Origin of the sequence: Caballeronia sp. LZ019 (assembly GCF_031450825.1) — a bacterium.
GTDB lineage: Bacteria > Pseudomonadota > Gammaproteobacteria > Burkholderiales > Burkholderiaceae > Caballeronia.
Genome location: NZ_JARTVZ010000005.1, coordinates 2,381,665 through 2,405,713 on the forward strand (window position 1 = coordinate 2,381,665; position 24,049 = coordinate 2,405,713).

Here is a 24,049-nt window from a genome sequence, read left to right on the forward strand (position 1 = left end):
GCAAGACGGAAAGCGTGCGATTGCTTAATATCCAAAGCATTGCGGTGCAAGATCAGCACGAACCAGAAGAGGAGTGGCGCATGACCGACATCAATGTGAATCGCGGTACGTTCGACGAAGTAATGGTCCCGGTTTTCGCGCCGGCCAGTTTCGTGCCCGACCGGGGCCGCGGCTCGCGCGTGTGGGACACCGAAGGCCGCGACTATGTCGATTTCGCCGGCGGCATCGCCGTGACGGCGCTCGGACATGGGCATCCGGAACTGCTCAAGGTGCTGCACGAACAGGGCGACAAGCTCTGGCATATCGGTAACGGCTATACCAACGAGCCGGTGTTGCGGCTCGCGAAACGCCTGACGGATCTCACGTTCGCGGACCGCGCGTTCTTCGCGAATTCGGGCGCCGAGGCCAACGAAGCGGCGCTGAAGCTTGCGCGCCGATACGCCATCGACAAGTTCGGGCCCGAGAAGATCGAAATCATCTCCTTCACGCAGTCGTTTCACGGGCGCACGTTCTTCACCGTGAGCGTCGGCGGCCAGCCGAAGTACGCGGAAGGCTTCGGCCCGCAGCCGCAGGGCATCCGCCATCTGCCGTACAACGATCTGGCGCGGGCGCTCGAAGCCATCGGCGACAAGACCTGCGCGGTCATCGTCGAGCCGGTGCAGGGCGAGGGCGGCGTGCTGCCTGCCGATCCCGCGTTCCTCGAGGGTTTGCGCGAAGCGTGCGACAGGCACGGTGCCCTGCTGATTTTCGACGAAGTGCAGACGGGCGTCGGCCGCACCGGCACCTTGTACGCGTACATGCAATACGGCGTGACGCCCGACATTCTCACGACCGCGAAGGCGCTCGGCAACGGCTTTCCCATCGGCGCGATGCTGACCACCGACGCCATCGCGCAGCACTTCAAGGTCGGCGTGCACGGCACCACGTATGGCGGCAATCCGCTCGGCGCATCGATCGCGGAGAAGGTCGTCGAATTGATCAGCGATCCGAAGCTTCTCGAAGGCGTCGGCGTGCGCAGCGCGGCGATCCGGGCGCATCTGGAACGCATCAACGAGCGCTTCGGCATGTTCAGGGAGATTCGCGGCCGCGGTCTTCTGATCGGCGCGGAACTCGCCGATGCCTACAAGGACCGCGCGAAGGACGTGCTGACTGCTGCGGCGGCGAACGGCGTCATCATGCTGATCGCGGGGCCGAACGTGATCCGCTTCGCACCGTCGCTCATCATGCCGATGGCCGATCTCGACGAAGGCTTCGCGCGCATCGAGAAGGCGATCGAGCAGGTCGCGGGCGCGCCTGCCATCGCGCGCTGATTCACAGCCAAACAGGAAACGACGATGCTATCTGTTCGTCCCGCAAGACTCTCCGATCTCGACGAGCTCGAACGGATGGCGCGCACCGCTCAGCCCGTGCTGCACTCGCTGCCGCGCGACCGCGAACAGCTCGCGAGACGCGTCGCGCTCTCCGAGGATTCGTTCCGCGCCGAAGTCGATTTTCCCGGCGAGGAGTTCTATCTCTTCGTGCTCGAAGACACGGACACGGGCAGGCTGCTCGGCACGTCGAGCATCGTCGCGTCGGCGGGATACTCCGAGCCGTTCTACGCGTTTCGCAACGATGCGCTCATCCATGCATCGCGCGAGCTGAAGGTGAACCGCAAGATCCACGCGCTCACGATGTCGCACGAGCTGACCGGCAAGAGCCGGCTCACGGGCTTCTATATCGATCCATCGTTGCGCACGCCCGAAGGCGAGGCGGCGGCGCATCTGCTGTCGCGCGCGCGGATGATGTACGTCGTCGCGAATCGCAAGCGCTTCTCGAGCGAAGTCTTCTCGCTGATGCTGGGCGTCACCGACGAAGCGGGCCTCTCGCCATTCTGGGAAGCCGTGGGCCGCAAGTTCTTCGGGCGCGACTTCGAGCAGGTCGAGCTGGAATCGGGCGGGCGCAGCCGCACCTTCATCGCCGAAGTCATGCCGACGTATCCCATCTACGTGCCGCTTTTGCCGGGCGAAGCGCAGCGCGTGCTGGGCGAGCCGAACGACAGCACGCTGCTCGCCTACGACATTCATCTCGAGGAAGGTTTCGAGCCGGACCGTTTCGTCGATATCTTCGATGCCGGTCCGGTGCTGACGCTTGCCGTTAACAAGAGCGCATCGGCGGGTTCGGGCGAAGTGCGCCCGGTGCGCGATGGCGTCGTCGCGAGCGGTGCGCCGTATCTGATCGCGGCGGGCGGGGCGCACGGCTTCCGCTGCATCCTGGCCGATCTGAACGGCACGCGCGCCGATGGCGCCGCCCTGACCGCCGCGGCGCGCGATGCGCTCGGCGTGCACGAGAAGGACACGGTGCGCTGCGTGCCGCTGCATCAAGCCTCGGGAGAATTGCAATGATCGTCGTGCGCTGCGTGCAGCCGGAAGATGTCGACGCGCTCGTCGCGCTGGCGAAGGAAACGGGCCCGGGGCTCACCACGTTCAAGCCGGACCGGCAGGCGCTCGCCGCGCGCGTCGAACGCGCGCGCCGCACGCTCGCCGACGCTGCGGCGCCCTTCGAAGCCGGTTACTTCTTCGTGATGGAAGACACCACGACGGGCGACATCGCGGGCGTCTGCGGCATCGAAACCGAAGTCGGGCTCGAGCAGCCGTTCTACAACTATCGCGTGGCGACGGTCGTGCATGCGAGCAAGGATCTGGGTGTGTGGACGCGCATGTCGCTGCTCAACATCTCGCACGATCTGACGGGGTATGCCGAAGTCTGCTCGCTGTTTCTCAGCCCGCGCTATCGCACGGCGGGCGTGGGCGGATTGCTGTCGCGCTCGCGCTTCATGTTCATCGCGCAGTTCAAGGATCGCTTCCCGCAGCGCCTGTGCGCGGAGTTGCGCGGCCATTTCGACGAGAACGGTGAATCGCCGTTCTGGAACGCGGTCGGCTCGCACTTCTATCAGATCGATTTCAACGAAGCCGATTACCTCAGTTCGCACGGCAAGAAGTCGTTCCTCGCGGAACTGATGCCGCGCTATCCGGTGTATCTCGATCTGCTGCCCGAGGACGCGCAGCGCACGGTCGGCGTCACGCATCGCGATACCGCGCCCGCGCGCAAGATGCTCGAAGCGGAAGGGCTGCGTTACGAGAATCACGTCGATATCTTCGATGCCGGCCCGGTGCTCGAATGCCACACGTCCGACCTGCGCACGGTGCGCGAGAGCGTGCTGGCGACGGTGCGCATCGGCGAGCGCGTCGCCGCGGAGGGCGCGGCGAAGAGTCTCGTGTCGAATACATCGCTCGGAGATTTCCGGTGCGGCGCGACGACGGGCGCGGTCGAGGACGGCGCGTTCCTCCTCACCGCCGCCGAAGCCGCCGCATTGCGCGTGAAGGCCGGCGATACCGTGCGCGTGCTGACCTCGCAGCCGCGCTAACGAACAAGTTGAGAGACCTCATGGATATCCGGAACGAGCTGTATATCGGCGGTGAATGGCAGGACGGCAACGGCGCGGCGTTCGCTTCGCGCAGTCCGGCAAGCGATGAAACCGTGTGGCAGGGCAAGAGCGCATCCGCCGATGACGTCGATCGTGCGGTGTCGTCGGCGCGCCGTGCGTTCGCGTCGTGGTCCGCGATGACGTTCGACGAGCGCGTGGGCATCGCGAAGCGCTTCGCCGCGCTGCTCAACGAGAACAAGGAAACGCTCGCCCACGCGATCGGCCGCGAAACCGGCAAGCCGCTGTGGGAAGCGCGCACCGAGGTCGCGTCGATGGCCGCGAAGGTTGACATCTCCGTGCAGGCCTATCACGAGCGCACCGGCGAGAAGCGCGCGCCGATGGCCGATGGCGTCGCGGTGCTGCGGCATCGGCCGCACGGCGTCGTCGCGGTGTTCGGGCCGTACAACTTTCCGGGGCATCTGCCGAACGGCCATATCGTGCCGGCGCTGATCGCGGGCAACGCGGTCGTGTTCAAGCCGTCGGAGCTTGCGCCGGGCGTCGCGGCGGCGACCGTCGCGCTGTGGATCGAAGCGGGATTGCCTGCGGGCGTGCTCAATCTCGTTCAGGGCGAAAAGGACACGGGCGTCGCGCTGGCGAATCACCGGCAGATCGACGGCCTCTTCTTCACCGGCAGCTCGGATACCGGCACGCTGCTGCACCGGCAGTTCGGCGGGCGGCCTGAAATCGTGCTCGCGCTGGAAATGGGCGGCAACAATCCGCTCGTCGTCGCGCAGGTGGACGACATCGACGCCGCGGTGCATCACACGATTCAATCCGCGTTTCTCTCGGCGGGCCAGCGCTGCACGTGCGCCCGGCGTCTCTTCGTTCCGGACGATGCCTTCGGCGAGCGCTTCCTGCAGCGTTTCGCGGAGGTGAGCGCGAACATCCGCATCGGCGCTTACGATGAAGACCCGCAGCCGTTCATGGGCGCCGTGATTTCGGCGCGGGCGGCGGCACGGCTCATGCTGGCTCAGACGCAACTGGTCGATGGCGGCGCAAAGCCCGTTCTCGCGATGAAGCAGCGCGCGGCGAACCTCGGTTTCGTCACGCCCGCGATCCTCGACGTGACCGGCGCGCGCAACGTCCCCGACGAAGAACATTTCGGCCCGATGGTGCAGGTCGCGCGCTACCGCACGTTCGACGAAGCGATCCAGCGCGCCAACGACACCGCCTACGGCCTGTCCGCCGGCTTGCTCGCCGACGACGAAACCGCCTGGACGCACTTTCAGCGCACGATTCGCGCGGGCATCGTCAACTGGAACCGGCCGACCAACGGCGCATCGTCGGCGGCGCCGTTCGGGGGCATCGGCCGCTCGGGCAATCAGCGGCCGAGCGCCTACTACGCGGCGGACTACTGCTCGTATCCGATGGCGTCGGTGGAAAGCGCGCAATTGCAGATGCCGGCGAGCGTATCGCCGGGTCTCACGTTCTAAGCATCGGGATCCGATATGCAGGCATACGAAGCGAACTTCGACGGGCTGGTCGGCCCGACGCACAACTACGCGGGGTTGTCGTTCGGCAACGTGGCGTCGCGCAGCAACGAGAAATCGGTGGCGAACCCGAAGGCCGCCGCGAAGCAGGGCTTGCGCAAGATGAAGCGCCTGGCCGACCTCGGCTTCCATCAGGGCGTGTTGCCGCCGCTCGAACGGCCATCGGTGAAGCTGTTGCGCAGTGTCGGCTTCACGGGCGACGACGCCGGCGTGATCGCACGCGCGGCCGTCGAAGCGCCCGAACTGCTCGCCGCCGCGAGTTCCGCTTCCGCGATGTGGACCGCCAACGCGGCGACCGTCAGCCCTTCCGCCGATACCGCCGATGGCCGCGTTCATTTCACGCCCGCGAACCTCGCGGCGAAGCTGCATCGCGCGATCGAGCATGGCGAAACGCGCCGTTCGCTCGCCGCGATCTTCGCCGACGAGTCGCGCTTTCACATTCACCACGCGCTGCCCGGCACGCCCGCGCTCGGCGATGAAGGCGCGGCCAATCACACGCGCTTCGCACGCGAGTACGGCGAGAAGGGCGTCGAGTTCTTCGTGTATGGACGCAGCGAATACGGGCGAGGTCCGCAGCCGCAGCGTTTTCCGGCGCGGCAGACGCTCGAAGCGAGCCGTGCGGTGGCGCGGCTGCATGGCCTCGATGAAGCGTTGACCGTGTTCGCGCAGCAGTCGCCCGATGTGATCGATGCCGGCGTGTTTCACAACGATGTGATCGCGGTCGGCAATCGCACGACGCTGTTCTGTCACGAGCGCGCGTTCGTCGATCAGCGCCAGGTCTATGACCAGCTCAGCGCGAAGTTGCAGGCTCAGGGCGCGTCGTTCGCGGCGCTGGAAGTGCCGGAAAGCGAAGTCAGCGTCGCGGACGCGGTCTCGTCGTATCTCTTCAACAGCCAGTTGCTGTCGCGCGCGGACGGCACGCAAGTGCTCGTCGTGCCGCAGGAATGCCGCGAGAACGCTCGCGTCGCGGCGTACCTCGACTCACTCGCCACGCGCGCGACGCCGATCGACGAAGTGCTCGTTTTCGATCTGCGTGAGAGCATGAAGAACGGTGGCGGTCCCGCGTGCTTGCGTCTGCGCGTCGTGCTGAACGACGCCGAGCGTGCGGCCGTCAATCCCGACGTGTGGATGAACGACGCGCTGTTTGCGCGCCTCGACGCGTGGATCGACACGCATTACCGCGATTCGCTCGCACCCGCCGATCTGGCCGATCCGCGGCTCCTGACGGAATCGCGGACGGCGCTCGATGAGTTGACGACCATCCTCGGACTAGGCGCCGTCTATGACTTCCAGCGTTGATGCATCGTTGCTGAGCGACTTTCTCGCGTTCACGCTCGCGGGCTCGCGGCCATCGGTCATATCGGGCGCATTGGCTTCGGGCGTGCGATGGACGTGGCAGGGCGAGGGCGTGTTGCTTCTCGAACCGGCGTCCGGAACGGCATCGGCGCAAAGCGTGCTGGCGTCGGCGGGCATTCATGGCGATGAAACCGCGCCCATCGAAATGCTGTCGCGGCTCGTCGCGGATATCGCGAACGGCGGCGCGCGGCTCGCGTCGCGCACGCTCGTCGTGCTCGGCAACGCCGGTGCGATGCGTGCGGGCGTGCGCTATATCGACGACGATCTCAATCGCCTCTTCAGCGGCCGTCACGCGAGCTTGCCGCAAAGCGTCGAAGCGCCTCGCGCGGCCGAACTCGAACGCGTGGCGGCGGCGTTCTTCGGGAACGTGACGCATCCGAAGTGGCATATCGACATGCACACGGCCATTCGCGCGTCGGTTTTCGAGCAGTTCGCGCTGTTGCCGCACACCGGCGCGCCGCTCGCCCGCGCGATGTTCGACTGGCTGCGCGATGCGCGTCTCGAAGCGGTGCTTCTGCATCGCGAGAAGGGATCGACGTTCACGCATTACACCGCCGCGCAGTGCGGCGCGCTTGCCTGCACGCTCGAACTCGGCAAGGTGCGGCCGTTCGGCGAGAACGATCTCGCGCGCTTCGCGGCATCGGATGCGGCGTTGCGCAGGTTGATCGCGGGGGAGCCCGCGAGTTGGCCAAGGCCATTGCGCGTGTTCACGGTCGTCGCGCAGATCGACAAGCAGAGCGAGCAGTTCGTCATGAACGTCGCGAGCGATGTGCCCAATTTCACGCCGTTTCCCGCAGGCGCCGAACTCGCGCGCGATGGCGATTACACCTATCGCGTCACGCACGAGGAAGAGCGCATCGTCTTTCCGAATCCCAAGGTGAAGCCGGGGCTGCGCGCGGGCCTGATGGTCGTCGATACAACCGACGCCACGCTCGCCTCGCTCGACTGATCGCGCTGGGTTTGCGCCAGCGCGACATCCGCTTGCCAATTCCGCTTTGTGTTCCCTGGGCCCTGACGGCGCGGCGCGCCTGCCCGCGCGCGGGCGGGCGCGTGTAGCCGCGCGCTACAATCGCGGCCCTGTGTCTGATGCACCGCACCAAAACCATTTGCGCCGTTTGAGCGTTTTTTTTGACGCCGCGATGCTTGGTTCGCCGGCTTCATGCCGCATCCGACATGGATCACGAAACACACTGGAAGGAGATGGCAATAGATGAAATCGCAATGGATCAATCGCAAGCTCGCCGCCGTCGCGGTGCTGGGAACGCTGGCTGCATCGATGGGCGCGCACGCCGCCGATGACATGAAGACGCTGCGCTTCGGCGTGGAGGCTTCGTATGCGCCGTTCGAATCGAAGACGGCGAGCGGGGAACTGACGGGCTTCGATATCGACATCGGCAACGCGGTTTGCGCGAAGCTGAAGATGAAATGCGTGTGGGTCGAGAATTCGTTCGACGGCCTGATTCCCGCGTTGCAGGCGCGCAAGTTCGACGGCATCAATTCGGATATGACGATCACCGACAAGCGCAAGCTCGCGATCGACTTCACCGATCCCATCTATTCGATTCCGAACCAGCTCATCGCGAAGAAGGGCAGCGGCGTGCTGCCGACCGTTGACGGTCTGAAGGGCAAGCGCGTGGGCGTGCTGCAGGGCTCGATCCAGGAAACGTACGCGAAGGCGAAGTGGGCGCCGGCGGGCATCGATGTCGAGTCGTATCAGGCGCAGGACCAGATCTATGCCGATCTGTCCTCCGGCCGTCTCGATGCGGCGTTCCAGGATGCCGAGGCGGCGTCGAAGGGTTTCCTGAAGCAGCCGCAGGGCGCGGCGTTCGCGTTCGCGGGGCCGGCTGTCGCGGACGACAAGCTGCTCGGCTCGGGCGTGGGCTTCGGCGTTCGCAAGAGCGACAAGGCGCTCAGGGAATCGATGAACCGCGCATTGAAGGAACTGAAGGACGACGGGTCGATCGACCGGCTGGCCGCGAAGTACTTCGATGTGAAGGTGGTGCTGAAGTAAGGGGATGGCCCGTTCCGACGGCGCTGGAACGGGCTGTTCGCTGAACGCACCGCGTCGAGGAGCATCAGCGTTTGGCGAGCGCCTTGATGGCGACGTTGCGAGTGCGGATGACCTTGCGCACGGCTTCCATTACTCGCTCGCGCGACTCCGGCGTAGACGTGTCGATGGCCCTGTCCTCGCGCGGTGCAACCTTGACGCGCAGTGGAATTCCGTCGGCCAGAAGCCGGCCGATTCTTCTCGGCGCCATTTGCATTCGCTCCATGACCGTTCAACGCGTCACATCGACGGCCTGATCACCACCGTGCACGTCGTCCCCGCCGCGAGCAGCATCCCGTCCGGCACCTCATCGATCTTCAGCCGCACCGGCACGCGTTGCGCAAGCCGCACCCAGTTGAACGTGGGGTTCACATCGGCGAGCAGTTCGCGGCTTTGCGGATTGTCGCGATCATAGATGCCGCGCGAGATGCTCTCGACGTGCGCTTTCAACTCTCCGCCGCTCATCAAACGAATCTGCGCCCGGTCGCCCACGCGCACGTGCGGCAGCTTCGTTTCCTCGAAGTAGCCGTAGATCCAGAACGAATGACTGTTGACGATCGCGAGCTTCGCCGCGCCCACCGTCGCGTAGTCGCCGCGATAAACGTTCAGGTTCGTGACATAGCCATCCACGGGCGAATAGACCTTCGTGCGCGCCAGGTTCAGCTTCGCCGCATCCAGCGCGGCCTCTGCCTGCTGCAATTGCGCCGCCGCCGTCGATGCCGTCTGCGACGCGTTCTCGCGCGCCTCCCGCGACACGACGAGACTGTCCATGTCTGCACGGCGCGCCGCGTCCGCTCGCCGCATGCGCAACTCGGCCGCGCGCGCCGCGACATTCGCCTGTGCCTGCTCGACCGCGATCTGATAGTGCGACGGATCGATCTCCATCAGCAAGTCGCCTTTCTTTACGTACTGGTTGTCGCGCACCGGCAATTGCACGACCGCGCCCGACACATCCGGCGCGATGTTGACGACCTCGGCGCGCACGCGGCCATCGCGCGTCCAGGGCTCGTCCATATAGTGCACCCACAACACGCGCCCGATGAGAAGGGCGGCCGCGAAAACGACGATCGTCATGACGAAGCCGATGATTTTTCTGAGAACCATGATGAGTCTTCTAAACCTGTAGAAACGATCAGCGATACACCGCAAGCCCGAGCGCGCCGCACACGCAGACGAGCAGGCTCGCGCGAAAGAGCGCCGGATGCCAGACCACGCGATAAAGCCCGGTCATCGCGAGCGCGCGGTCGATCACCCACGCGATCAGCGCGCCCGCGACGAACAGCACGAGCAGAGTGGGCACGTAGGCTTCGAGAATCGCGGTATCACGCGGCATGCGGCGCTCCATTGACGGAAGTCGAATCCGGCGGGACGAACCCGGCAAGCGGCGAGGCCGGATCGAGCAGCGCCGTGCGGATGAAATGCAGATGACTGACGATCCGCTGCAGGCGATGCCGTTCCTCGCGCGGCGGATTCATCGCAGCCAGCACGGCCTGCGCATCGGCGATAGCGTGCGCCGTGCTTTCCAGCGCGGCCTCGAAGCGCGCGGCGCCCGGGCGATCGAAAAGGCGCGCGACGGCATCGAGCGTCGCTTTCGACGTACGCCGCCAGGGCGTCGACGCCGCGTAATGCGGCGCATCCGGCAAGGCGGCGATTTCGCGCCGCACTTCGATCACCGCGCGGCCGGCCTCCAGCACCGCGAACAGCCACTGCAGCGCCTCGCGTTGGAGTTCGGGCTTGCCGGCGGCGAGCGCGTTGATCTGCGACAGCAGATCGCGCGTGCGGCTTTCGAAGTGCGTCGCCACGCGCGTCAGGCGTTCGCGTCGCGCATGCACGACTTCGCGGCGCAGGTCCGCGAGCAGCAGGCGTCGCAGCCACGGCGCGTCGGTCGGCAGGATGACGGCGAACGCAACCGCCGAGACGATCATCGACAGCACGAGCGCGACGGCATCGTTCATGAAACTCGCCGGATCGTAATGAACCAGATTGTCCGGCCCCGCGAGAAAGCAGAAGAAGATGCAATAGCCGATACCCACGCCCGCCACCGCGCGCCGCGTGCTGATGAAGGCCCCGAGCAGCAGCGCCGGCACGAGCGCGACGCACATCAGCACGAAGCCGTCCATGTGCGGAAAGACGCCGAACACGACGATCATCCCGACGACGCTCGCGAGCGCGGTGCCGATGGCCATCTGCGCCGACATCAGCGTCGGGCGCGGCGACGACGACGCGAGCGCGCACACGGCCGCCGCGTTGAGCACCATCGTGCCGCCGCTCGGCCACGCGCTCGCGATCCAGAACGCGCTCAGCACGAACATCACCATCGCCCCGCGCAAGCCGGAGATCGCCGCGGCGAGCATGTTGGTCTTCGGCACATAGCGCGCGACCCAGCGTTCTCGTTCATGCGACGGCGCGCCGAGCGACGCGTACGTTTCGGCATAGGCGAGCATGTCGTTGACGAAGCGGTGAAGCAGTTCGGTGGCCGTATCGAATTCGAGCGGCGAGAACGTCGCATCGGATTCGATCGCGGCGCGCGCCGCGCGCACGCGCTTCGGCAGCGCGGCCTTGTAATCGCGGAGTTGCGCGGCGGCATGGGCGGCATCGGCGGCGTTGCGCACGGGCTGGCCCGAATGCAGCAACAGCGGCGGCACTTCGTGGATGAACGGCGTGAGCGCCGCGACCGTCGCCGCGGAAGCGCTTTCGCGCAGACGGTTCATCAACTGATGCAGCGCATGAAAGCGCGTCGACGCGCTCATGAATTCGCTGTTGAGCCGCGCGAGCCGTCCGCCGCGCCGGCGCGACTCCGGATGCTCGAACACCGCGACACTGCGCGCCGCCTCGAAGCCGACGACATCCGCGACGAAGCCGAGGTTCGCCCGCTCGATCTGCGCGCGGTCCATCGCGCCGGACACCGCACGGCACACGTAATCGACGAAATGCGTGAAGCGCTGGCGGACCGTCGTGCGAATCTGCTCGCCTGCGTGCTGCGGGAAGACGAGCGCGCTGACCGCGCCCGCGCAGACGATGCCGAGCGTCACTTCGCCGACACGCGTAAGCGCCGACAGAAACGCGCCATCCGGATGCTGCGCCGCCGGAATGCCGATCAGCGCCGCCGTGTAGCCCGCGAGCACGAAACCGTACGAGCGGAAATTGCGATTGCGCGCCGCGCCCGCCGTGCAGATGCCGACCCAAAGCGCCGTCGCCGACAGGAACAGCACCGGCTGCTGGGCGAACAGGCCGATGAGCGCGAGCATCACGACGAGACCGATCATCGTGCCGCAGAAGCGATAAAAGCTCTTGGCGAGGACCATCCCGCTTTGCGGCTGCATCACGACGAAAACGGTCGTCATCGCGGTGCGCGGCTGCTGCATGTCGAGGCGCATGGCGATCCACAGCGCGAGCAGCGCGGCGAGCACGGCCTTGAAGATATAGACCCACGCGAGGCCGTCGGTACGCGCCCAGTCCGCGAAGGATGCACGCAGCGATGCTGACACGGCCGGCCTCATTCGACTTCGGCCACGTGGCTGAACGGCCCGATGTGCCGCGCGGGCGCGAGCGTCGCGTCCTTCGGCCCGTTCGCGGGATCGTCGATACCGCCGCCGAGCGCCGCCGTGAGCGTCGCGTAAGCGCCGAGCCGCTGCGCCCGCACGCGCGCCTGCGCATCCTGCGCGCGCAGCAGTTGGGACTGCGCGAGCAGCACATTGACGTAATCGGTGAGGCCGCGCCGGTATCCCTCGTTCGCGAGATCGTAGTTTTTGCGCGCGGCGGCGACCGAGCGGGCGGACGCATCCATCTGCGTATCGAGCGACTTCACGCGCACCACCTGGTCGGCGATGTCCTTCAGCGCGGCGACGAGCGTCGCGTTGTAGTGATCGACGGCCTGGTCGTATTGCGCCGATGCCGCGCCGAGTTGCGCGCGAAGGCGCCCGCCCTCGAAGACCGGCAGCGTAATGGCCGGGCCGAACGTATAGCCGGTCGCCTTGCTCGTCAGAAAGCTCAGCAGCGCACCGCCCGCGAACGCCTGCGTGAGCGACGCCGCCAGATTGATATTCGGATAGAACTGCGCCCGGGCGACATCGATGCCGCGCGCCTCTGCCGCCACCATCCATCTCGCCGCGACGATATCCGGCCGATGCCCGACGAGTTCCGCCGGCAGCGACGACGGCAACGGCAGCGGCGTCGCCAGCGACAGTTGCGGCCGCGCGAGCGCTTCGCCCGCGCCGGGTCCTTCGCCCGCCAGTGCGGCAAGCTGATGGCGGGCGAGCTCGATCTCTTCCCTGAACACGTCGACTTGGCGCTCGTACTCCGGCAGCGGCGCTTCGGCCTGACTCACTTCGAGCTGCGTGCCGAGGCCGCCCGCGAGACGCCGGCGCGCCAGTTGCGCGAGCCGTTCCTGCTGCTCGAGCGTTTCCTGCGCGATGTCGAGTTGCGCGAACGCCTGCGAGAAGCCGATATACGCCCGGACGATGTTGGTCTCGAGCTCGAGCTGTGCAGCGCGGGCGTCGGCGGCGCGTACGTGGGCGACATCGAGCGCGCGTGCGGCGGCGTTGTCGTCGCGGCCCCACAGGTCGAGGTCATAGGAAAGGGTGAGGCCGGCGGTGTTGTCCCAGGTCGTCGCATCGGCGAACGGGCCAGGGCCGTAGAACTCGTTGTTCGGCCAGTTCTTGCGCTGCACGCTCATGCTGCCGTCGACGTGCGGCAACAGCGCCGAGCGTGCCACGCCCGCTTGCTGCTGCGCTTCGCGCACGCGGGCCGCGGCCATCGCGAGCGTCGGGCTGCCGGAGGTCGCACGGTCGATCCATCCGTCGAGTTGCGGATCGCGGTAGGCGCGCCACCATTGAGAGTCGGGCCACGCGGCGTCTGCGTTGGCGGCGCGGATCGCGCTGCCCGCATCGAGCGCGGCGGCATCCATCGGCGAATCCTTCGGCCGGATGTTCCCGGTGCTCGCGCACCCGGCGATTGTTAATATTGCTGTAAGAGCCGCAGCGAAAGCAGCGTATCTGGACCTCCGGCCTTGCACGTTCTACTCCGAACGGAAAACGATCAAGCGCTGATTATATTTTTGCAACGATAGTCGAATAACCGATCGCTCGGCAAAGCATTCTTACGAACGGCGTGATAATCGCATTTACGGGCCGTGCAACAATGCATCCGGATTCCAGGAAAAAACGAGTCGAAAGACGCTATGGATACGCTTCAAAACATGCGCGTCTTCGTGCGCGTGGTCGAGGCCGGCAGCTTCACCGCCGCGGCACACCATCTCAATGCAACCACGGCTTACGCGTCGCGGGCGGTGTCCGATCTCGAAGCGCATCTGCGCACGCGCCTGCTCAACCGCACGACGCGTCGCATCGCGTTGACCGAGGCCGGCGAGCGCTATCTGCAACGCTGCGAGCAGATTCTGGCCTACGTCGATCAGGCCGAAGCCGAAGCCAGCGACGCTCACGCGCGGCCCGCAGGCAAGCTCAAGGTCCATTCGATGACGAGCTTCGGCCAGCATTACGTCGTGCCGATGATCTCGCGCTATCAGGAGCGGCATCCGTCGGTGCAGGTCGATCTGACGCTCGCGCAGCGCGTGCCCGATCTGCTCGACGAAGGCTACGACGTATCGCTCGTGCTGGCGTCCGATCTGGCCGATTCCGGGCTGGTATCCGCGCGGCTCGGGACGGTGTTCAGCATCGCGTGCGCTTCGCCCGCATATATCGAGAAGCACGGCGCGCCGCATGTGCTGTCGGATCTCGTGCGCCACACGTGCCTGCATCTGATGACGCCGGTGTTCCCGCCCGACCGCTGGCTGTTCGACGGCCCGAACGGTCAGGAGACGGTGAGCCTCGGACCGTCGGCGTTTACGGTGAATGTGGCAGAAGCGATGGTCGTCGCCATCCGCGAGGGCATGGGTATCGGCGTGCTGCCGACATCGTCGGCGCTGCCCGGCCTGCGCGCGGGCACCCTGGTGCGCGTGCTGCCGCAATACACGATGCAGGAGCTGAATGTCTACGCGCTGTATCCATCGCGCCAGTATCTCGACGCGAAGATCCGCACGTGGGTGGAGTTCCTGCGCGAGGCGCTGCCCGCGACGCTTCAGGCCGACGAGGAATCTCTCAAAGAGTTCGTGGCGACGTGATTCACGACCGCGCAGCTTCGGTTACGAAATTTCCCGCGGCGCAACACTTGCTTACTCCCGTTTCGGCCGCAGCTTGATACCGTTTGCACTCGTCCTTACCGCTCTCTCGGGAAAACGTCACATGAGCACGCCTCTTCTTATCGCCCTTGCCGCGCTTCTCGTTCTGATCGCCGTGCCCGCGTCGCGCGATCTCTTCAACGCCATGCGCGCGCAGTCGGAGCGTCAGGCAAAGCAGCGCCTCGTGCCGATTCGCATCGATGACGACCGGCGCGATCGTTATCCGCGCTGATATCGCTCATGTGGCGAGCGGTTCGATGAGCCGCGGCTCGTCGTTGACGGTGCGATTGACGTCGCTCGTCACGCGATGCCATACGAAGTGCGACGCCGGCACGCCATCGCTTTTGACGAGCGCGTGAAGATCGTCGGGCGATGCGCCGGCGTCGAGCCATCGCCGGGCAGCCGCCGGTGAAAAGACGAGCGGGCGGCGATCGTGCACGTTGACGAGACCTTCGTCCGCCTTCGATGTCACGATGACGAAGCCCGCGCCCGGCGCGGCCGCATCCTGCTCGCTCACGATGCTGGTCAGCGCAGCGAGAAACATCGGCTCGCCGTCCGCCCGCTGGATGAAATAGGGCTGCTTGAAAGTCTTGCCTGCCGGACTGCCTGCGGCCGGCTCCACGCGCCATTCGAACCAGCCGTCGGCGGGCACGAGAATGCGCGCCTTCCTCCACAAGTCCTTGAAATACGCACTGGTCGACGCCGTTTCAACGCGTGCGTTGATCGTCTGCGGCAGCTTCTTGCGCATGGCCCAGGGCGGGCAATAGCCCCAATGCACGGCGCGGATGGTTTCGTCCGGATAAACGGCGAGTGGATGCGTGCCGGGCGACAGGTTATAGCCGGGGCGGCGGTCGGCGGCATCGACGAGCACGAACGGATTCTTCAGATGCAGGCGCGCTGCGTAATACACCGGCAGTCGGTATTGGCTGATTCGGCCGCACATGAATATCCTCGCTTCGAAGCTTCAGATTTCGACGACTTTATCCCACGCGAACTGCGGATTTTCGAGCCGCCCGCTGCGCCTCTCGATATAACCGCGCGGATTGCACACGACGCGCGTGCCGTTCACCGTGTAATCGAACGCGGTGTGCGTGTGGCCGTGAATCCAGAGCGCGACCGGCGAACGCGCGAGCGCCGGCAGGTGATTGATGAACCCCGCCGATACGATGTCTTCGGCATAGCGCGGCGCGAGACTTTCGCGCATCGGCGCGTGATGCGTGACCACGATCGTCTGTCCCGCGAACGGCTTCGCCAGTTCGCTTTCCAGCCATGCGCGCGACTGAATGTGCAGCGCGAGCGAGTCGTCGGGCGTGAATGCGCGGGGTTCGCCATCGGGCTCGGGCCATGCAAGCTGGATCAGACCGCGATAGTCGAGCATCACTTTCGTGCAGGCGTCCTTCGCTTTTTCGATTTCCTGCTCGCCCGCGCCGAACAGCGCGAAGTCGGTCCAGAGCGTGGTGCCGAGCACGCGCCACGCGCCCCGGCGATCGACCAGCGACGCGTTGTTCAGAAAGTGCACGTTGTCGACGCTTCGGGCGGCGTCGTGCATCGCGGCTTCCATCGCGCCGAACTCGCCGTCGTAATACTCGTGATTGCCGGGGACGTAGACGACCGGCACGCCGTTGTCGAAGTTCTCCGCAGCCCAGCGCAGGCCTTCCGCGTGATTGTGGATATCGCCCGCGAGCACGACGAGATCGGCGTCCGCAAACGGAAAGGCGAGCGGCTCGTCGCATTCGAGATGCAGGTCGGACAGCACTCGGATTTTCATGCGGTGTTCTCCTTGCCGGCGTTGGCGTTCCATCGCACGACCTTGCCCGGATTCATCAGGTTGTCGGGATCGAGCGCGGCCTTGATCGTCTGCATCAGGCGGACTTCGACAGGCGATTTGAAGTGCATCGCTTCATCGACCTTCAATTGGCCGAGCCCGTGCTCCGCGCTGATGCTGCCGCGATGCCGGTGCACCTGCTCGTAGACGAGCGCGTTGACCGGCGTCTGAAATTCGATCAAGAACGCCTTCTGATCCACGCCTTCGGGCGCCTGAACGTTGTAATGCAGATTGCCGTCGCCGAGATGGCCGAACGTGACCATGCGCGCGCCGGGCACCGCCTGGGCGATGATCGCATCGGTCTCGTCGATGAAGCGGCCGATGCTCGAGATCGGCACCGCGATGTCATGCTTGATGTTGAGCCCTTCCTGCGCCTGCGCGAGCGGAATGTGCTCGCGCAAATTCCAGAACGCCTGCGATTGCGCGAGACTCTCGGCCACCACCGCGTTCTCGACGATGCCTTCCGAGAGCGCTTCCTCCATGAGGCGTTCGAAGAGCGCGCGGGCGTGGTCGTCGCTTTCGCTGTCGGACAGTTCGAGCAATACGGTCTGCGCGTGCGGCTCGCCGAACGGATAGCGCAGTTGCGGGAAATGCCGCCCGACGAGGCGCATCGAGAAATCGGACATCAGCTCGAAGCCGGTCAGGAGCGGACCGGCGTGACGCTGCGCCATCGACAGAAAATCGAGCGCGGCGTGCGGCGACGCGAGGCCCGCGAGCGCCGTGACTTTTGCGACGGGCGCGGGATGCAGCTTCATCACCGCAGCCGTGATGATGCCGAGCGTGCCTTCCGCGCCGATGAACAGATCGCGCAGGTCGTATCCGGTGTTGTCCTTGCGCAGTCCGCGCAGGCCGTCCCAGATGTCGCCCTGCGGCGTCACGACTTCGAGCCCGAGGCACAGTTCGCGCGTGTTGCCATAACGCAGCACGCCGGTGCCGCCCGCGTTCGTCGACAGGTTGCCGCCGATCGTGCAACTGCCTTCGGCAGCGAGGCTCAATGGGAACAGGCGCCGCGCGCTTTCGGCGTGTGCCTGGATTTCGGCGAGCACGACGCCCGCTTCGACGGTAATGGTGTTGTTGTGCGGATCGATGCCGCGGATGCGGTTCAGCCGCTTCAGGCTCACGACCGCCTGCGCGCCGCTCGCATCGGGCGTCGCGCCGCCGGCGAGACTGGTGTTTCCCCCTTGCGGGACGATCGCGATGCGGTGCTCGCGCGCGAGCTGCACGATGCCCGCGACCTCTTGCGTGTCGGCCGGCAGCAGCACGGCGCACGCCTCGCCACGATAGCGCTTGCGCCAGTTGACGAGATACGGGCCGGTGTCGTTGGCATCGGTCAGAACGTGGGATGCGCCGAGCAGGCGGGTGCAGGCATCGACGAAAGCGGCGGCAGAGGCGGTCATGGGCAAGAGGCAGGGTCTTTAGGAGCGTAGCCGACAGTATCGCGCAGCGCGTCGCCGCGCGTGCCTCGGCCGAATGGCATAGGCACGCGCGGCACGCACCGATCCGTGCTACAAAGCATCACGCCGCCGCTTGCTTTTCGATGCGCGCTTGAACGGTGCGACATAAGCGAGCGCGCAGACGAAGAAGACAAGTGAAAGCAGCGTTTCGAGCCAGGCGAGCCGTGCGGAAAGACCTGCATCGGTCATGCCGCGCACGATGCCTTCGGCGAAGTAGAGCAGCACGAGCATGGCGGCCCACTGCAGTGTGTAGACGTCGCGCCGCGCGATGCCCGGCAGCGCGCAGGCGAGCGGCAGCGCTTTCAGCGCCAGCGCCCAGGCTCCCGGACGCAGCGGGGCGAGCCACAGTTCCCAGGCGAGCGACAATGCGACGAGCGCGCCGAGGCTCGCGATCGCGCCTGCGGCGCATGCACCGCGCGCTGGCGTGTCGGCGTCGGGACGAGCGTTCATCGCGCGGTCAGCCTGCCTGCGCGCCGCGCACGAGATCGCGCGCCGTGCGGGCAAGCCGTGCGCCGAGCGCGATGGCGAGCGCTTTTTCGTCCGCGGTAATGCCCTGGCGGTTCGCATCGTCACCGGTGCGCGCATGGTGCGACGCGCCGTAGGGCGTGCCGCCGCTTTGCGTCGTCGTCAAGCGCGATTCGGTGTACGGAATGCCGACGATCATCATGCCGTGATGAAGCAGCGGCAGCATCATTGAAAGAAGGGTGCTTTCCTGGCCGCCGTGCAGGCTGCCGGTCGAGGTGAAGACGCTCGCGGGCTTCCCGGCGAGCGCGCCCGAGAGCCATTGCGGCGTGGTGCCGTCGAGAAAGTATTTGAGCGATGCCGCCATGTTGCCGAAGCGCGTCGGCGAACCGAGCGCGAGGCCTGCGCATTCTTCGAGATCGCGTAGTTCCGCGTACGGCGGGCCGTCTGCGGGGATGTCGGGCTGGGTTGCCTCGCAGACGGTGGAGACGGGCGGCACCGTGCGCACGCGCGCCTGCATGCCGGACACGCTGTCGACGCCCTGGGCGATGGCGAGCGCCAGTTCGCGCGTCGCGCCGTGGCGGCTGTAGTAGAGCACGAGGATGTCGTTCATAAAGCCTTTTTAGTGAAGGGCTATTATAGGTATTGAGGTGAGTTTCGGTGGAGAGGCAGCAAGCGCGGTTCGGGGTCGGGATCTTGCTCGTCAGTGCGGCGACTCTTTGGCGCAGTGCTGTAGGGCGGGTGAGGACCGGAGCGCCGATTTCGCCGGGAGCCTTTCATGGGAGTGCGGTAAGGCGTTAAAGCGCCAATTACCATCGACAGCTTTGCATGGGGTGGGAGTAAGGCGCTAAAGCGCCAACTTCCACCGACAGCTCTGCATGGGGTGGGAGTAAGGTGCTGAAGCGCCAACTCCTACCGACAGCTTTGCATGGGGTAGGAGTAAGGCGCTGAAGCGCCAACTCCCACCGACAGCTTTGCATGGGGTAGGAGTAAGGCGCTAAAGCGCCAACTCCTACCGACAGGAGAACAAGTTTTGCAGCACCTATCAATCGATTTCGCAGCGGTCAAGCGCCTCGCCGGTTTCGTCGCGCGGCGTATCGGCGAAGATCGCGTCGCACAAGTGGCCGGAAGCCTCACGTTCACGAGCGTGCTGTCGCTCGTGCCGCTCGCCACCGTCGCCTTCGCGCTTTTCACCGCGTTTCCCATCTTCGCCTCGTTCCAGGCGTCGCTGCAGGACTTCCTCGCGGACCATCTAATGCCCGCGACCATCAACAGCCAGATCTTCAAGTACCTCAACGAATTCGCATCCAAAGCGAAAGGGCTCACGACCGTCGGCATGATCATCCTGCTCGTGACGTCCGTCATGACGATGATGACCGTCGAATCCGCGTTCAACGTCATCTGGCGCGTAAAGAAGGCGCGTCCGTTCGCCCAGCGCGTGCTCGTGTACTGGTCGATCATCACGCTCGGACCGATTCTCTTCGGCTGCAGCCTGTCGATCTCCTCCTATGTCTTCGCGCACTCGGTCGCGTTCGCAGGCTCGCACAACCTGATGCCGCCCGTCGTCGAATGGCTGCTCACGGGCGTTTCGCTGCCGCTCACCGTGTTCGGCTTCACGATCATGTACGTCTACATGCCGAACTGCAAAGTCGAATGGCGCGATGCCGTCATCGGCGGGCTGATCGCCGCCGTCGCGTTCGAAATCAGCAAGCGCGGTTTCGGTTTCTACGTGCGCAGCATCCCGACCTACACCGCCGTGTACGGCGCGTTCGCGTCGCTGCCGGTGTTTCTGCTCTGGGTCTATCTGTGCTGGATGATCGCGCTCGTCGGCGCGATGGTGACATCCGCGCTGCCCGCAATCCGCATCGGGCAATATCATCGGCGCGAGTTTCCCGGCAGCGATCTGCTCGACGCGCTCGAAATTCTCGCGCGGCTCGTCGAAGCGCGCGACGAAGGCAAGCCCGGCTACACCGCGCTGCAGTTGTCGAGAATGGTCCGATGCGAAGTCGATACTTCCACGCGCCTCATCGCACGACTCGATGCGCTCGGCTGGATCGGACGGCTGGAGGACGCGCGCATGCCGCGTTACGTGCTGATCGCCAATCCGGGGCAGATCACGCTGACGATGCTGTTTCAGGAATTCGTCGTGGATCGCGAGGAACTCGACTACCAGTTATGTCTCGACGCGACCCGGATCGAACGCGACGCGCTCATGAACGCGCTGGAGAACGAGAAGCTCGGCATCTCGCTCGCCACGCTCATCGCCGCGCGCACGAAGGCGCAGGCCGATGCGCGACTGCGCGAAGCGCCGCCTTCGCCGATGCCCCAGCAACCGGCGTGAGCCGAAAGTGCGCGGCAGGTCACAACGAAATCTTGCCGACGCAGATGTCCTTGAACATCACCCAGTCGCCCATCAGGCTGTAGAGCGGATGGCGAAACGTCGCGGGACGATTCTTTTCGAAGAAGAAATGGCCGATCCACGCGAAGCCGTATCCGCAGACGACCGCGGCCGGCAGCCATAACCAGTCGCCGGTCGCGACCGCCATCGCCAGGCAGCCGACGACCCCGAGCGAGCCGATGAAATGCAGCCTGCGCGAAGCCAGATTGCGATGCTCGTCGAGATAGTACGGGTAGAACTCGGCGAAACTGGCGAAATGCTCGCCGTGTGCGGTGTGCGCCATGACGGCCTCCCGTGCGACATGTCCTGCATGACGCGATGACGTCAGCAACTTTCATTCTGCGGCGGCGCGGGCAGGCGTGCAAGCGGCGCGGTCAGCCAGGTTTCGCGCAGCCGAGGGCGAACGAAAACAGCGCGTCGAGGACCGTATCGGGCTCTTCCGACATCAGCGCATGCCCGCCTTCCAGTTCAACCGTTCGCACCGATGCGCCGGCTTTGCGCAACGCATCAACGAGCGGGCGCGCGGCGCGCGGCGGCGTCATGACATCGCGCTTGCCGCTTATCACACAGACCGGGCAGCGCACGGAAGCGGCGCGATCGAGCGAATCGGTGAAGGCGTTGCACGCGCTGAAATCCGTGTGAAAAAGCTGCGCTTCACCGAGCACGCCGATGCGCTCCATCAACCGCTGATTCATTCCTTGCAGCCAGAAGCCGGGCGCGGGGCTCGAAGGCTTCGCGGCGATCGTCGAATGCGACCACTGGTTCACCATGGCGATGGCTTGGGGCTCTCGCTCGCGGGCGGCATCGAGCAGGGCGTCGGAGACGGTCATCGGCGCGGCGGTGGCGACGAGTGCGAGGCCCGCGGCCCGCTCGGGATAACGCGCGGCGGCGTCCAGCGCGACGAGCGAGCCCATGCTGTGGCCGACGAAAATCGCTTTGGGCGCGCCGGCCGCATCAAGCAGGCCGATCAGCCAGTCGGCCATCGAGCCGATGTCGCGCCGCGCGGGGCCGTCGCTGCGGCCGTGGCCCGGCAGGTCCACCGCCAGCACGCCGAAGCCATGATGCGCGAAATACCGTGTCTGCAGCGCCCATACGCTATGGTCATGCTGCGCGCCGTGAATGAAGACGATGGCGGGGCGCGCCGGGTCGAACGGCTTGCCGCCGGTGTAGGCATAGGCGCGATGGCCGCCGATATCGAGCATCATGCGCGGCTCCCGAGCGGTGCGGGGTTGGAATCGCCGGTCTCGACGGCTTTTTGCGCCGCTTTGAGGCCGCGTTTCAGATCGTCGATGAGATCGTCCGGATCCTCGAGCCCGATCGACAACCGGATCCGTCCCGGCCCGATGCCCGCCGCAGCCAGCGCGGCGGCGTCCATGCGGAAATGTGTCGTGGAAGCGGGATGAATCACGAGCGAGCGCGCATCGCCGACGTTCGCCAGATGCGAAAACAGCGTCAGCGATTCGATGAACCGGCGCGCCGCCGGCACCCCGCCGCGCAGATCGAAGCTGAACACCGCGCCTGCGCCGCGCGGCAACAGACGCCGGGCAAGCGCGTGATCGCGATGCGTCGGCAGTTCGGGATAAGCCACGCCCTCGACCGCCGGCGAGCCGAGCAGGAAGTCGATCACCTTGCGCGTATTCGCGACATGCCGGTCCATGCGCAACGGCAAGGTTTCGATGCCCTGAAGCAGTTGCCACGCAGCCTGCGGATGCAGGCACGCGCCGAAGTCGCGCAGGCCCTCGCGGCGGGCGCGCAAGAGGAACGGCGCGACCGTGCTTTCTTCGGCGAACACCATGCCGTGGAAGCCGTCGTAAGGCTCGGTGAATTCGGGAAAGCGGCCGCTCGCCGCGAAATCGAATGTGCCGCCATCCGCGAGCACGCCGCCGATGGTCGTGCCGTGACCGCCGAGAAACTTCGTCGCGGAGTGATAGACGAGGTCCGCGCCATGCTCGAACGGGCGCAGCAGATAGGGCGTCGCGAAGGTCGAATCGACGAGTAAAGGCGCGGCGTGCGCGTGCGCGATCTCGGCGACGCCCGCGATGTCGAGCACGTCGAGGCCGGGATTGCCGAGCGTCTCGCCGAAGAAGAGCCGGGTGTTCGGCCGCGCCGCCGCGCGCCACGCGTCGAGGTCGTGCGGCGGCACGAAGGTCGTTTCGATGCCGAAGCGCCGCAGCGTGTAGTGCAGCAGGTTGTGCGAGCCGCCGTAGAGCGCGCTCGACGCGACGACATGCGATCCCGCGCCCATCAGCGTCGCGATCGCCAGATGCAGCGCCGCCTGACCGCTCGCGGTCCCGATCGCGCCGACGCCGCCTTCCAGCGCCGCGACGCGCTCCTCGAACACGGCCACCGTCGGGTTCGAAATGCGCGAGTAGACGTGGCCCGAGCGCTCCATGTTGAAGAGCGCGGCGGCGTGGTCGGTGTCGCGGAAAGTGAACGAGGTGGTCTGATAGATCGGCGTCGCCCGGGCGCCGGTGGCGGGGTCGGGCGCTGCGCCCGCATGCAGCGCGAGCGTATCAAAACGGTTGGCTGGCATCGTCGTCGGCCGGAGCGCCTGGCGTCCGGCGGAATGGGGGTCGGTCATCGTAGCATCGGGCTTTGCGCGCGCGAACTAGGGCGAACGCGCGCGCCCGGCTGCAGAGCCTTATCCGAAAGGCCAATGCCGGCTTGCCTTGCTTTCCTTTTGCGGGCCTTTCCGATAGCATCGACCCATGGTTTCACAAACGCTTTGGCATTCGGACAGGCATTTCGCAAGGAGAAAGTGATGCGAGTCAGCGACATTCTGAAGGTGAAGGGCAACGCGCTATTCACCGTTACGCCCGATACGCCGCTCTCCGACGCGATCAACGTCATGGCCGCGCACGACATCGGCTCGCTCGTCGTCATGGAATATGGCGATCTCGTCGGCATGCTGACATTCCGCGAGATCATCCTGACGCTGCGCGACAACGGCGGCGGCGTCGGCACCACGACCATCCGCAAGGTCATGGACGATCATCCGCTTACCTGCACGCCGGAAACGGACGTGAACGAAGTCCGCCGCATGATGCTCGAGCATCACGTTCGCTACTTGCCGGTCATGGAAAACCGCGCGCTCATGGGCGTGATTTCCTTTTATGACGTGGCGCGGGCTGTCGTCGAGGAGCAGGGGTTCGAAAATCGCATGCTGAAGGCGTATATCCGCGACTGGCCGGAAGAGCAGCAGGACGCTCGCTGAAACGCCAGGGCGTCCTTCAAGCGATTTGAGCGATGCCCGAACCGGCAACGTGCAGCGCGCCCGAGCGGCGCGCTTTTTTTCGTCCGCAGCCAGGACACATAAAGACACATTCGACCTTGCGGTCTTTTCTTCGCAATCTCATTTCATGACCATCCGGATTCGATC

General features: G+C 65.7%; 24 protein-coding genes. 11 read left to right on the forward strand and 13 right to left on the reverse strand.

Annotation, left to right across the window (positions count from 1 at the left end; genetic code table 11):
• Positions 1–80: 80 nt before the first annotated feature.
• The 7 genes from P9255_RS24580 to P9255_RS24610 all read left to right on the forward strand — a co-directional run bounded on the left by P9255_RS24580 (position 81) and on the right by P9255_RS24610 (position 8,320).
• Positions 81–1,310, forward strand: coding sequence for an aspartate aminotransferase family protein (locus P9255_RS24580; protein ID WP_309765113.1), 1,230 nt, complete (start codon positions 81–83; stop codon positions 1,308–1,310).
• Between the two features lie 24 nt (positions 1,311–1,334).
• Positions 1,335–2,381 (forward strand): arginine/ornithine succinyltransferase subunit alpha, encoded by a 1,047-nt coding sequence (gene aruF / locus P9255_RS24585; protein WP_309790562.1) that lies wholly within the window; start codon positions 1,335–1,337, stop codon positions 2,379–2,381.
• On the forward strand, positions 2,378–3,403 hold the full coding sequence (gene astA / locus P9255_RS24590; protein WP_309765111.1) for an arginine N-succinyltransferase: 1,026 nt from the start codon (positions 2,378–2,380) through the stop codon (positions 3,401–3,403). The genes aruF and astA overlap by 4 nt, the downstream gene beginning before the upstream one ends.
• A gap of 20 nt (positions 3,404–3,423) precedes the next feature.
• Positions 3,424–4,896 (forward strand): succinylglutamate-semialdehyde dehydrogenase, encoded by a 1,473-nt coding sequence (gene astD / locus P9255_RS24595; RefSeq protein ID WP_309765110.1) that lies wholly within the window; start codon positions 3,424–3,426, stop codon positions 4,894–4,896.
• 15 nt (positions 4,897–4,911) lie between these two features.
• A complete protein-coding gene (astB, locus tag P9255_RS24600; protein WP_309790563.1) occupies positions 4,912–6,252 on the forward strand; it encodes an N-succinylarginine dihydrolase in 1,341 nt (446 codons plus the stop codon).
• Positions 6,236–7,258 (forward strand): succinylglutamate desuccinylase, encoded by a 1,023-nt coding sequence (astE, locus tag P9255_RS24605; RefSeq protein WP_309765108.1) that lies wholly within the window; start codon positions 6,236–6,238, stop codon positions 7,256–7,258. Before astB ends, astE begins: the two co-directional genes overlap by 17 nt.
• 261 nt (positions 7,259–7,519) lie before the next feature.
• Complete coding sequence (locus P9255_RS24610) at positions 7,520–8,320, forward strand: lysine/arginine/ornithine ABC transporter substrate-binding protein (RefSeq protein ID WP_309765107.1); 801 nt, start codon at positions 7,520–7,522, stop codon at positions 8,318–8,320.
• Positions 8,321–8,384: 64 nt separating this feature from the next.
• On the opposite strand, the gene P9255_RS24615 is transcribed toward P9255_RS24610, so the two are convergent.
• From P9255_RS24615 to P9255_RS24635, 5 genes are read right to left on the reverse strand one after another with little or no spacing between them, the layout of a single operon-like run.
• On the reverse strand, positions 8,385–8,573 hold the full coding sequence (locus tag P9255_RS24615; protein WP_309765106.1) for a hypothetical protein: 189 nt from the start codon (positions 8,571–8,573) through the stop codon (positions 8,385–8,387).
• Between the two features lie 23 nt (positions 8,574–8,596).
• Positions 8,597–9,460: an HlyD family secretion protein gene (locus tag P9255_RS24620; protein WP_309790564.1), complete on the reverse strand. Its 864-nt coding sequence runs from the start codon at positions 9,458–9,460 to the stop codon at positions 8,597–8,599.
• A 28-nt stretch (positions 9,461–9,488) separates the two neighbouring features.
• Positions 9,489–9,689 carry a DUF1656 domain-containing protein gene (locus P9255_RS24625; RefSeq protein WP_309765104.1) on the reverse strand — a complete coding sequence of 67 codons (201 nt, stop codon included), beginning with the start codon at positions 9,687–9,689 and terminating at the stop codon, positions 9,489–9,491.
• Entirely contained in the window at positions 9,679–11,856 is a 2,178-nt protein-coding gene (locus P9255_RS24630) for an FUSC family protein (RefSeq protein ID WP_309790565.1), read from the reverse strand. Before P9255_RS24630 ends, P9255_RS24625 begins: the two co-directional genes overlap by 11 nt.
• On the reverse strand, positions 11,853–13,370 hold the full coding sequence (locus P9255_RS24635) for an efflux transporter outer membrane subunit (RefSeq protein WP_309790566.1): 1,518 nt from the start codon (positions 13,368–13,370) through the stop codon (positions 11,853–11,855). The genes P9255_RS24630 and P9255_RS24635 overlap by 4 nt, the downstream gene beginning before the upstream one ends.
• A gap of 165 nt (positions 13,371–13,535) precedes the next feature.
• On the opposite strand from P9255_RS24635, the gene P9255_RS24640 reads away from it, so the two are divergent.
• Together P9255_RS24640 and P9255_RS24645 are read left to right on the forward strand one after the other, a co-directional pair.
• Positions 13,536–14,474 (forward strand): LysR family transcriptional regulator, encoded by a 939-nt coding sequence (locus P9255_RS24640; protein WP_309765101.1) that lies wholly within the window; start codon positions 13,536–13,538, stop codon positions 14,472–14,474.
• 121 nt (positions 14,475–14,595) lie between these two features.
• Positions 14,596–14,763 carry a hypothetical protein gene (locus P9255_RS24645; RefSeq protein WP_309765100.1) on the forward strand — a complete coding sequence of 56 codons (168 nt, stop codon included), beginning with the start codon at positions 14,596–14,598 and terminating at the stop codon, positions 14,761–14,763.
• A 6-nt stretch (positions 14,764–14,769) separates the two neighbouring features.
• Here the strand turns inward: P9255_RS24645 and P9255_RS24650 are convergent, their stop codons facing one another.
• The 5 genes from P9255_RS24650 to wrbA form a co-directional block, all read right to left on the reverse strand.
• Positions 14,770–15,474, reverse strand: coding sequence for an SOS response-associated peptidase (locus tag P9255_RS24650; protein WP_309790567.1), 705 nt, complete (start codon positions 15,472–15,474; stop codon positions 14,770–14,772).
• 21 nt (positions 15,475–15,495) lie between these two features.
• Positions 15,496–16,299 (reverse strand): metallophosphoesterase, encoded by an 804-nt coding sequence (locus P9255_RS24655; RefSeq protein ID WP_309765098.1) that lies wholly within the window; start codon positions 16,297–16,299, stop codon positions 15,496–15,498.
• Entirely contained in the window at positions 16,296–17,753 is a 1,458-nt protein-coding gene (locus P9255_RS24660; RefSeq protein ID WP_309790568.1) for an FAD-binding oxidoreductase, read from the reverse strand. The genes P9255_RS24655 and P9255_RS24660 overlap by 4 nt, the downstream gene beginning before the upstream one ends.
• A gap of 108 nt (positions 17,754–17,861) precedes the next feature.
• Positions 17,862–18,260: a DUF2069 domain-containing protein gene (locus P9255_RS24665; protein ID WP_309765096.1), complete on the reverse strand. Its 399-nt coding sequence runs from the start codon at positions 18,258–18,260 to the stop codon at positions 17,862–17,864.
• Between the two features lie 7 nt (positions 18,261–18,267).
• Positions 18,268–18,885 (reverse strand): NAD(P)H:quinone oxidoreductase, encoded by a 618-nt coding sequence (gene wrbA / locus P9255_RS24670; protein ID WP_309765095.1) that lies wholly within the window; start codon positions 18,883–18,885, stop codon positions 18,268–18,270.
• Positions 18,886–19,305: 420 nt separating this feature from the next.
• Here wrbA and P9255_RS24675 point away from each other — a divergent pair, with 420 nt between their 5' ends.
• Positions 19,306–20,613, forward strand: a complete 1,308-nt coding sequence (locus P9255_RS24675; protein ID WP_309765094.1) for a YihY family inner membrane protein — start codon at positions 19,306–19,308, stop codon at positions 20,611–20,613.
• A 19-nt stretch (positions 20,614–20,632) separates the two neighbouring features.
• Here the strand turns inward: P9255_RS24675 and P9255_RS24680 are convergent, their stop codons facing one another.
• From P9255_RS24680 to P9255_RS24690, 3 genes are all read right to left on the reverse strand, one after another.
• Entirely contained in the window at positions 20,633–20,953 is a 321-nt protein-coding gene (locus tag P9255_RS24680) for an Mpo1-like protein (RefSeq protein ID WP_309765093.1), read from the reverse strand.
• Between the two features lie 91 nt (positions 20,954–21,044).
• Complete coding sequence (locus P9255_RS24685) at positions 21,045–21,875, reverse strand: alpha/beta hydrolase (protein WP_309765092.1); 831 nt, start codon at positions 21,873–21,875, stop codon at positions 21,045–21,047.
• A complete protein-coding gene (locus P9255_RS24690; RefSeq protein WP_309765482.1) occupies positions 21,872–23,203 on the reverse strand; it encodes an O-acetylhomoserine aminocarboxypropyltransferase in 1,332 nt (443 codons plus the stop codon). The genes P9255_RS24685 and P9255_RS24690 overlap by 4 nt, the downstream gene beginning before the upstream one ends.
• Before the next feature lie 228 nt (positions 23,204–23,431).
• Here P9255_RS24690 and P9255_RS24695 point away from each other — a divergent pair, with 228 nt between their 5' ends.
• Entirely contained in the window at positions 23,432–23,884 is a 453-nt protein-coding gene (locus P9255_RS24695; RefSeq protein WP_040049333.1) for a CBS domain-containing protein, read from the forward strand.
• The last annotated feature ends 165 nt before the right edge of the window (positions 23,885–24,049 follow it).

Excerpts from the sequence above, each read along its gene's own strand:
- P9255_RS24580 (WP_309765113.1), top strand. The coding sequence starts at position 81 with ATGACCGACATCAATGTGAATCGCGGTACGTTCGACGAAGTAATGGTC.
- aruF (WP_309790562.1), top strand. The coding sequence starts at position 1,335 with ATGCTATCTGTTCGTCCCGCAAGACTCTCCGATCTCGACGAGCTCGAA.
- astA (WP_309765111.1), top strand. The coding sequence starts at position 2,378 with ATGATCGTCGTGCGCTGCGTGCAGCCGGAAGATGTCGACGCGCTCGTC.
- astD (WP_309765110.1), top strand. The coding sequence starts at position 3,424 with ATGGATATCCGGAACGAGCTGTATATCGGCGGTGAATGGCAGGACGGC.
- astB (WP_309790563.1), top strand. The coding sequence starts at position 4,912 with ATGCAGGCATACGAAGCGAACTTCGACGGGCTGGTCGGCCCGACGCAC.
- astE (WP_309765108.1), top strand. The coding sequence starts at position 6,236 with ATGACTTCCAGCGTTGATGCATCGTTGCTGAGCGACTTTCTCGCGTTC.
- P9255_RS24610 (WP_309765107.1), top strand. The coding sequence starts at position 7,520 with ATGAAATCGCAATGGATCAATCGCAAGCTCGCCGCCGTCGCGGTGCTG.
- P9255_RS24615 (WP_309765106.1), bottom strand. The coding sequence starts at position 8,573 with ATGCAAATGGCGCCGAGAAGAATCGGCCGGCTTCTGGCCGACGGAATT.
- P9255_RS24620 (WP_309790564.1), bottom strand. The coding sequence starts at position 9,460 with ATGGTTCTCAGAAAAATCATCGGCTTCGTCATGACGATCGTCGTTTTC.
- P9255_RS24625 (WP_309765104.1), bottom strand. The coding sequence starts at position 9,689 with ATGCCGCGTGATACCGCGATTCTCGAAGCCTACGTGCCCACTCTGCTC.
- P9255_RS24630 (WP_309790565.1), bottom strand. The coding sequence starts at position 11,856 with ATGAGGCCGGCCGTGTCAGCATCGCTGCGTGCATCCTTCGCGGACTGG.
- P9255_RS24640 (WP_309765101.1), top strand. The coding sequence starts at position 13,536 with ATGGATACGCTTCAAAACATGCGCGTCTTCGTGCGCGTGGTCGAGGCC.
- P9255_RS24645 (WP_309765100.1), top strand. The coding sequence starts at position 14,596 with ATGAGCACGCCTCTTCTTATCGCCCTTGCCGCGCTTCTCGTTCTGATC.
- P9255_RS24650 (WP_309790567.1), bottom strand. The coding sequence starts at position 15,474 with ATGTGCGGCCGAATCAGCCAATACCGACTGCCGGTGTATTACGCAGCG.
- P9255_RS24655 (WP_309765098.1), bottom strand. The coding sequence starts at position 16,299 with ATGAAAATCCGAGTGCTGTCCGACCTGCATCTCGAATGCGACGAGCCG.
- P9255_RS24660 (WP_309790568.1), bottom strand. The coding sequence starts at position 17,753 with ATGACCGCCTCTGCCGCCGCTTTCGTCGATGCCTGCACCCGCCTGCTC.
- P9255_RS24665 (WP_309765096.1), bottom strand. The coding sequence starts at position 18,260 with ATGAACGCTCGTCCCGACGCCGACACGCCAGCGCGCGGTGCATGCGCC.
- wrbA (WP_309765095.1), bottom strand. The coding sequence starts at position 18,885 with ATGAACGACATCCTCGTGCTCTACTACAGCCGCCACGGCGCGACGCGC.
- P9255_RS24680 (WP_309765093.1), bottom strand. The coding sequence starts at position 20,953 with ATGGCGCACACCGCACACGGCGAGCATTTCGCCAGTTTCGCCGAGTTC.
- P9255_RS24685 (WP_309765092.1), bottom strand. The coding sequence starts at position 21,875 with ATGATGCTCGATATCGGCGGCCATCGCGCCTATGCCTACACCGGCGGC.
- P9255_RS24690 (WP_309765482.1), bottom strand. The coding sequence starts at position 23,203 with ATGCCAGCCAACCGTTTTGATACGCTCGCGCTGCATGCGGGCGCAGCG.
- P9255_RS24695 (WP_040049333.1), top strand. The coding sequence starts at position 23,432 with ATGCGAGTCAGCGACATTCTGAAGGTGAAGGGCAACGCGCTATTCACC.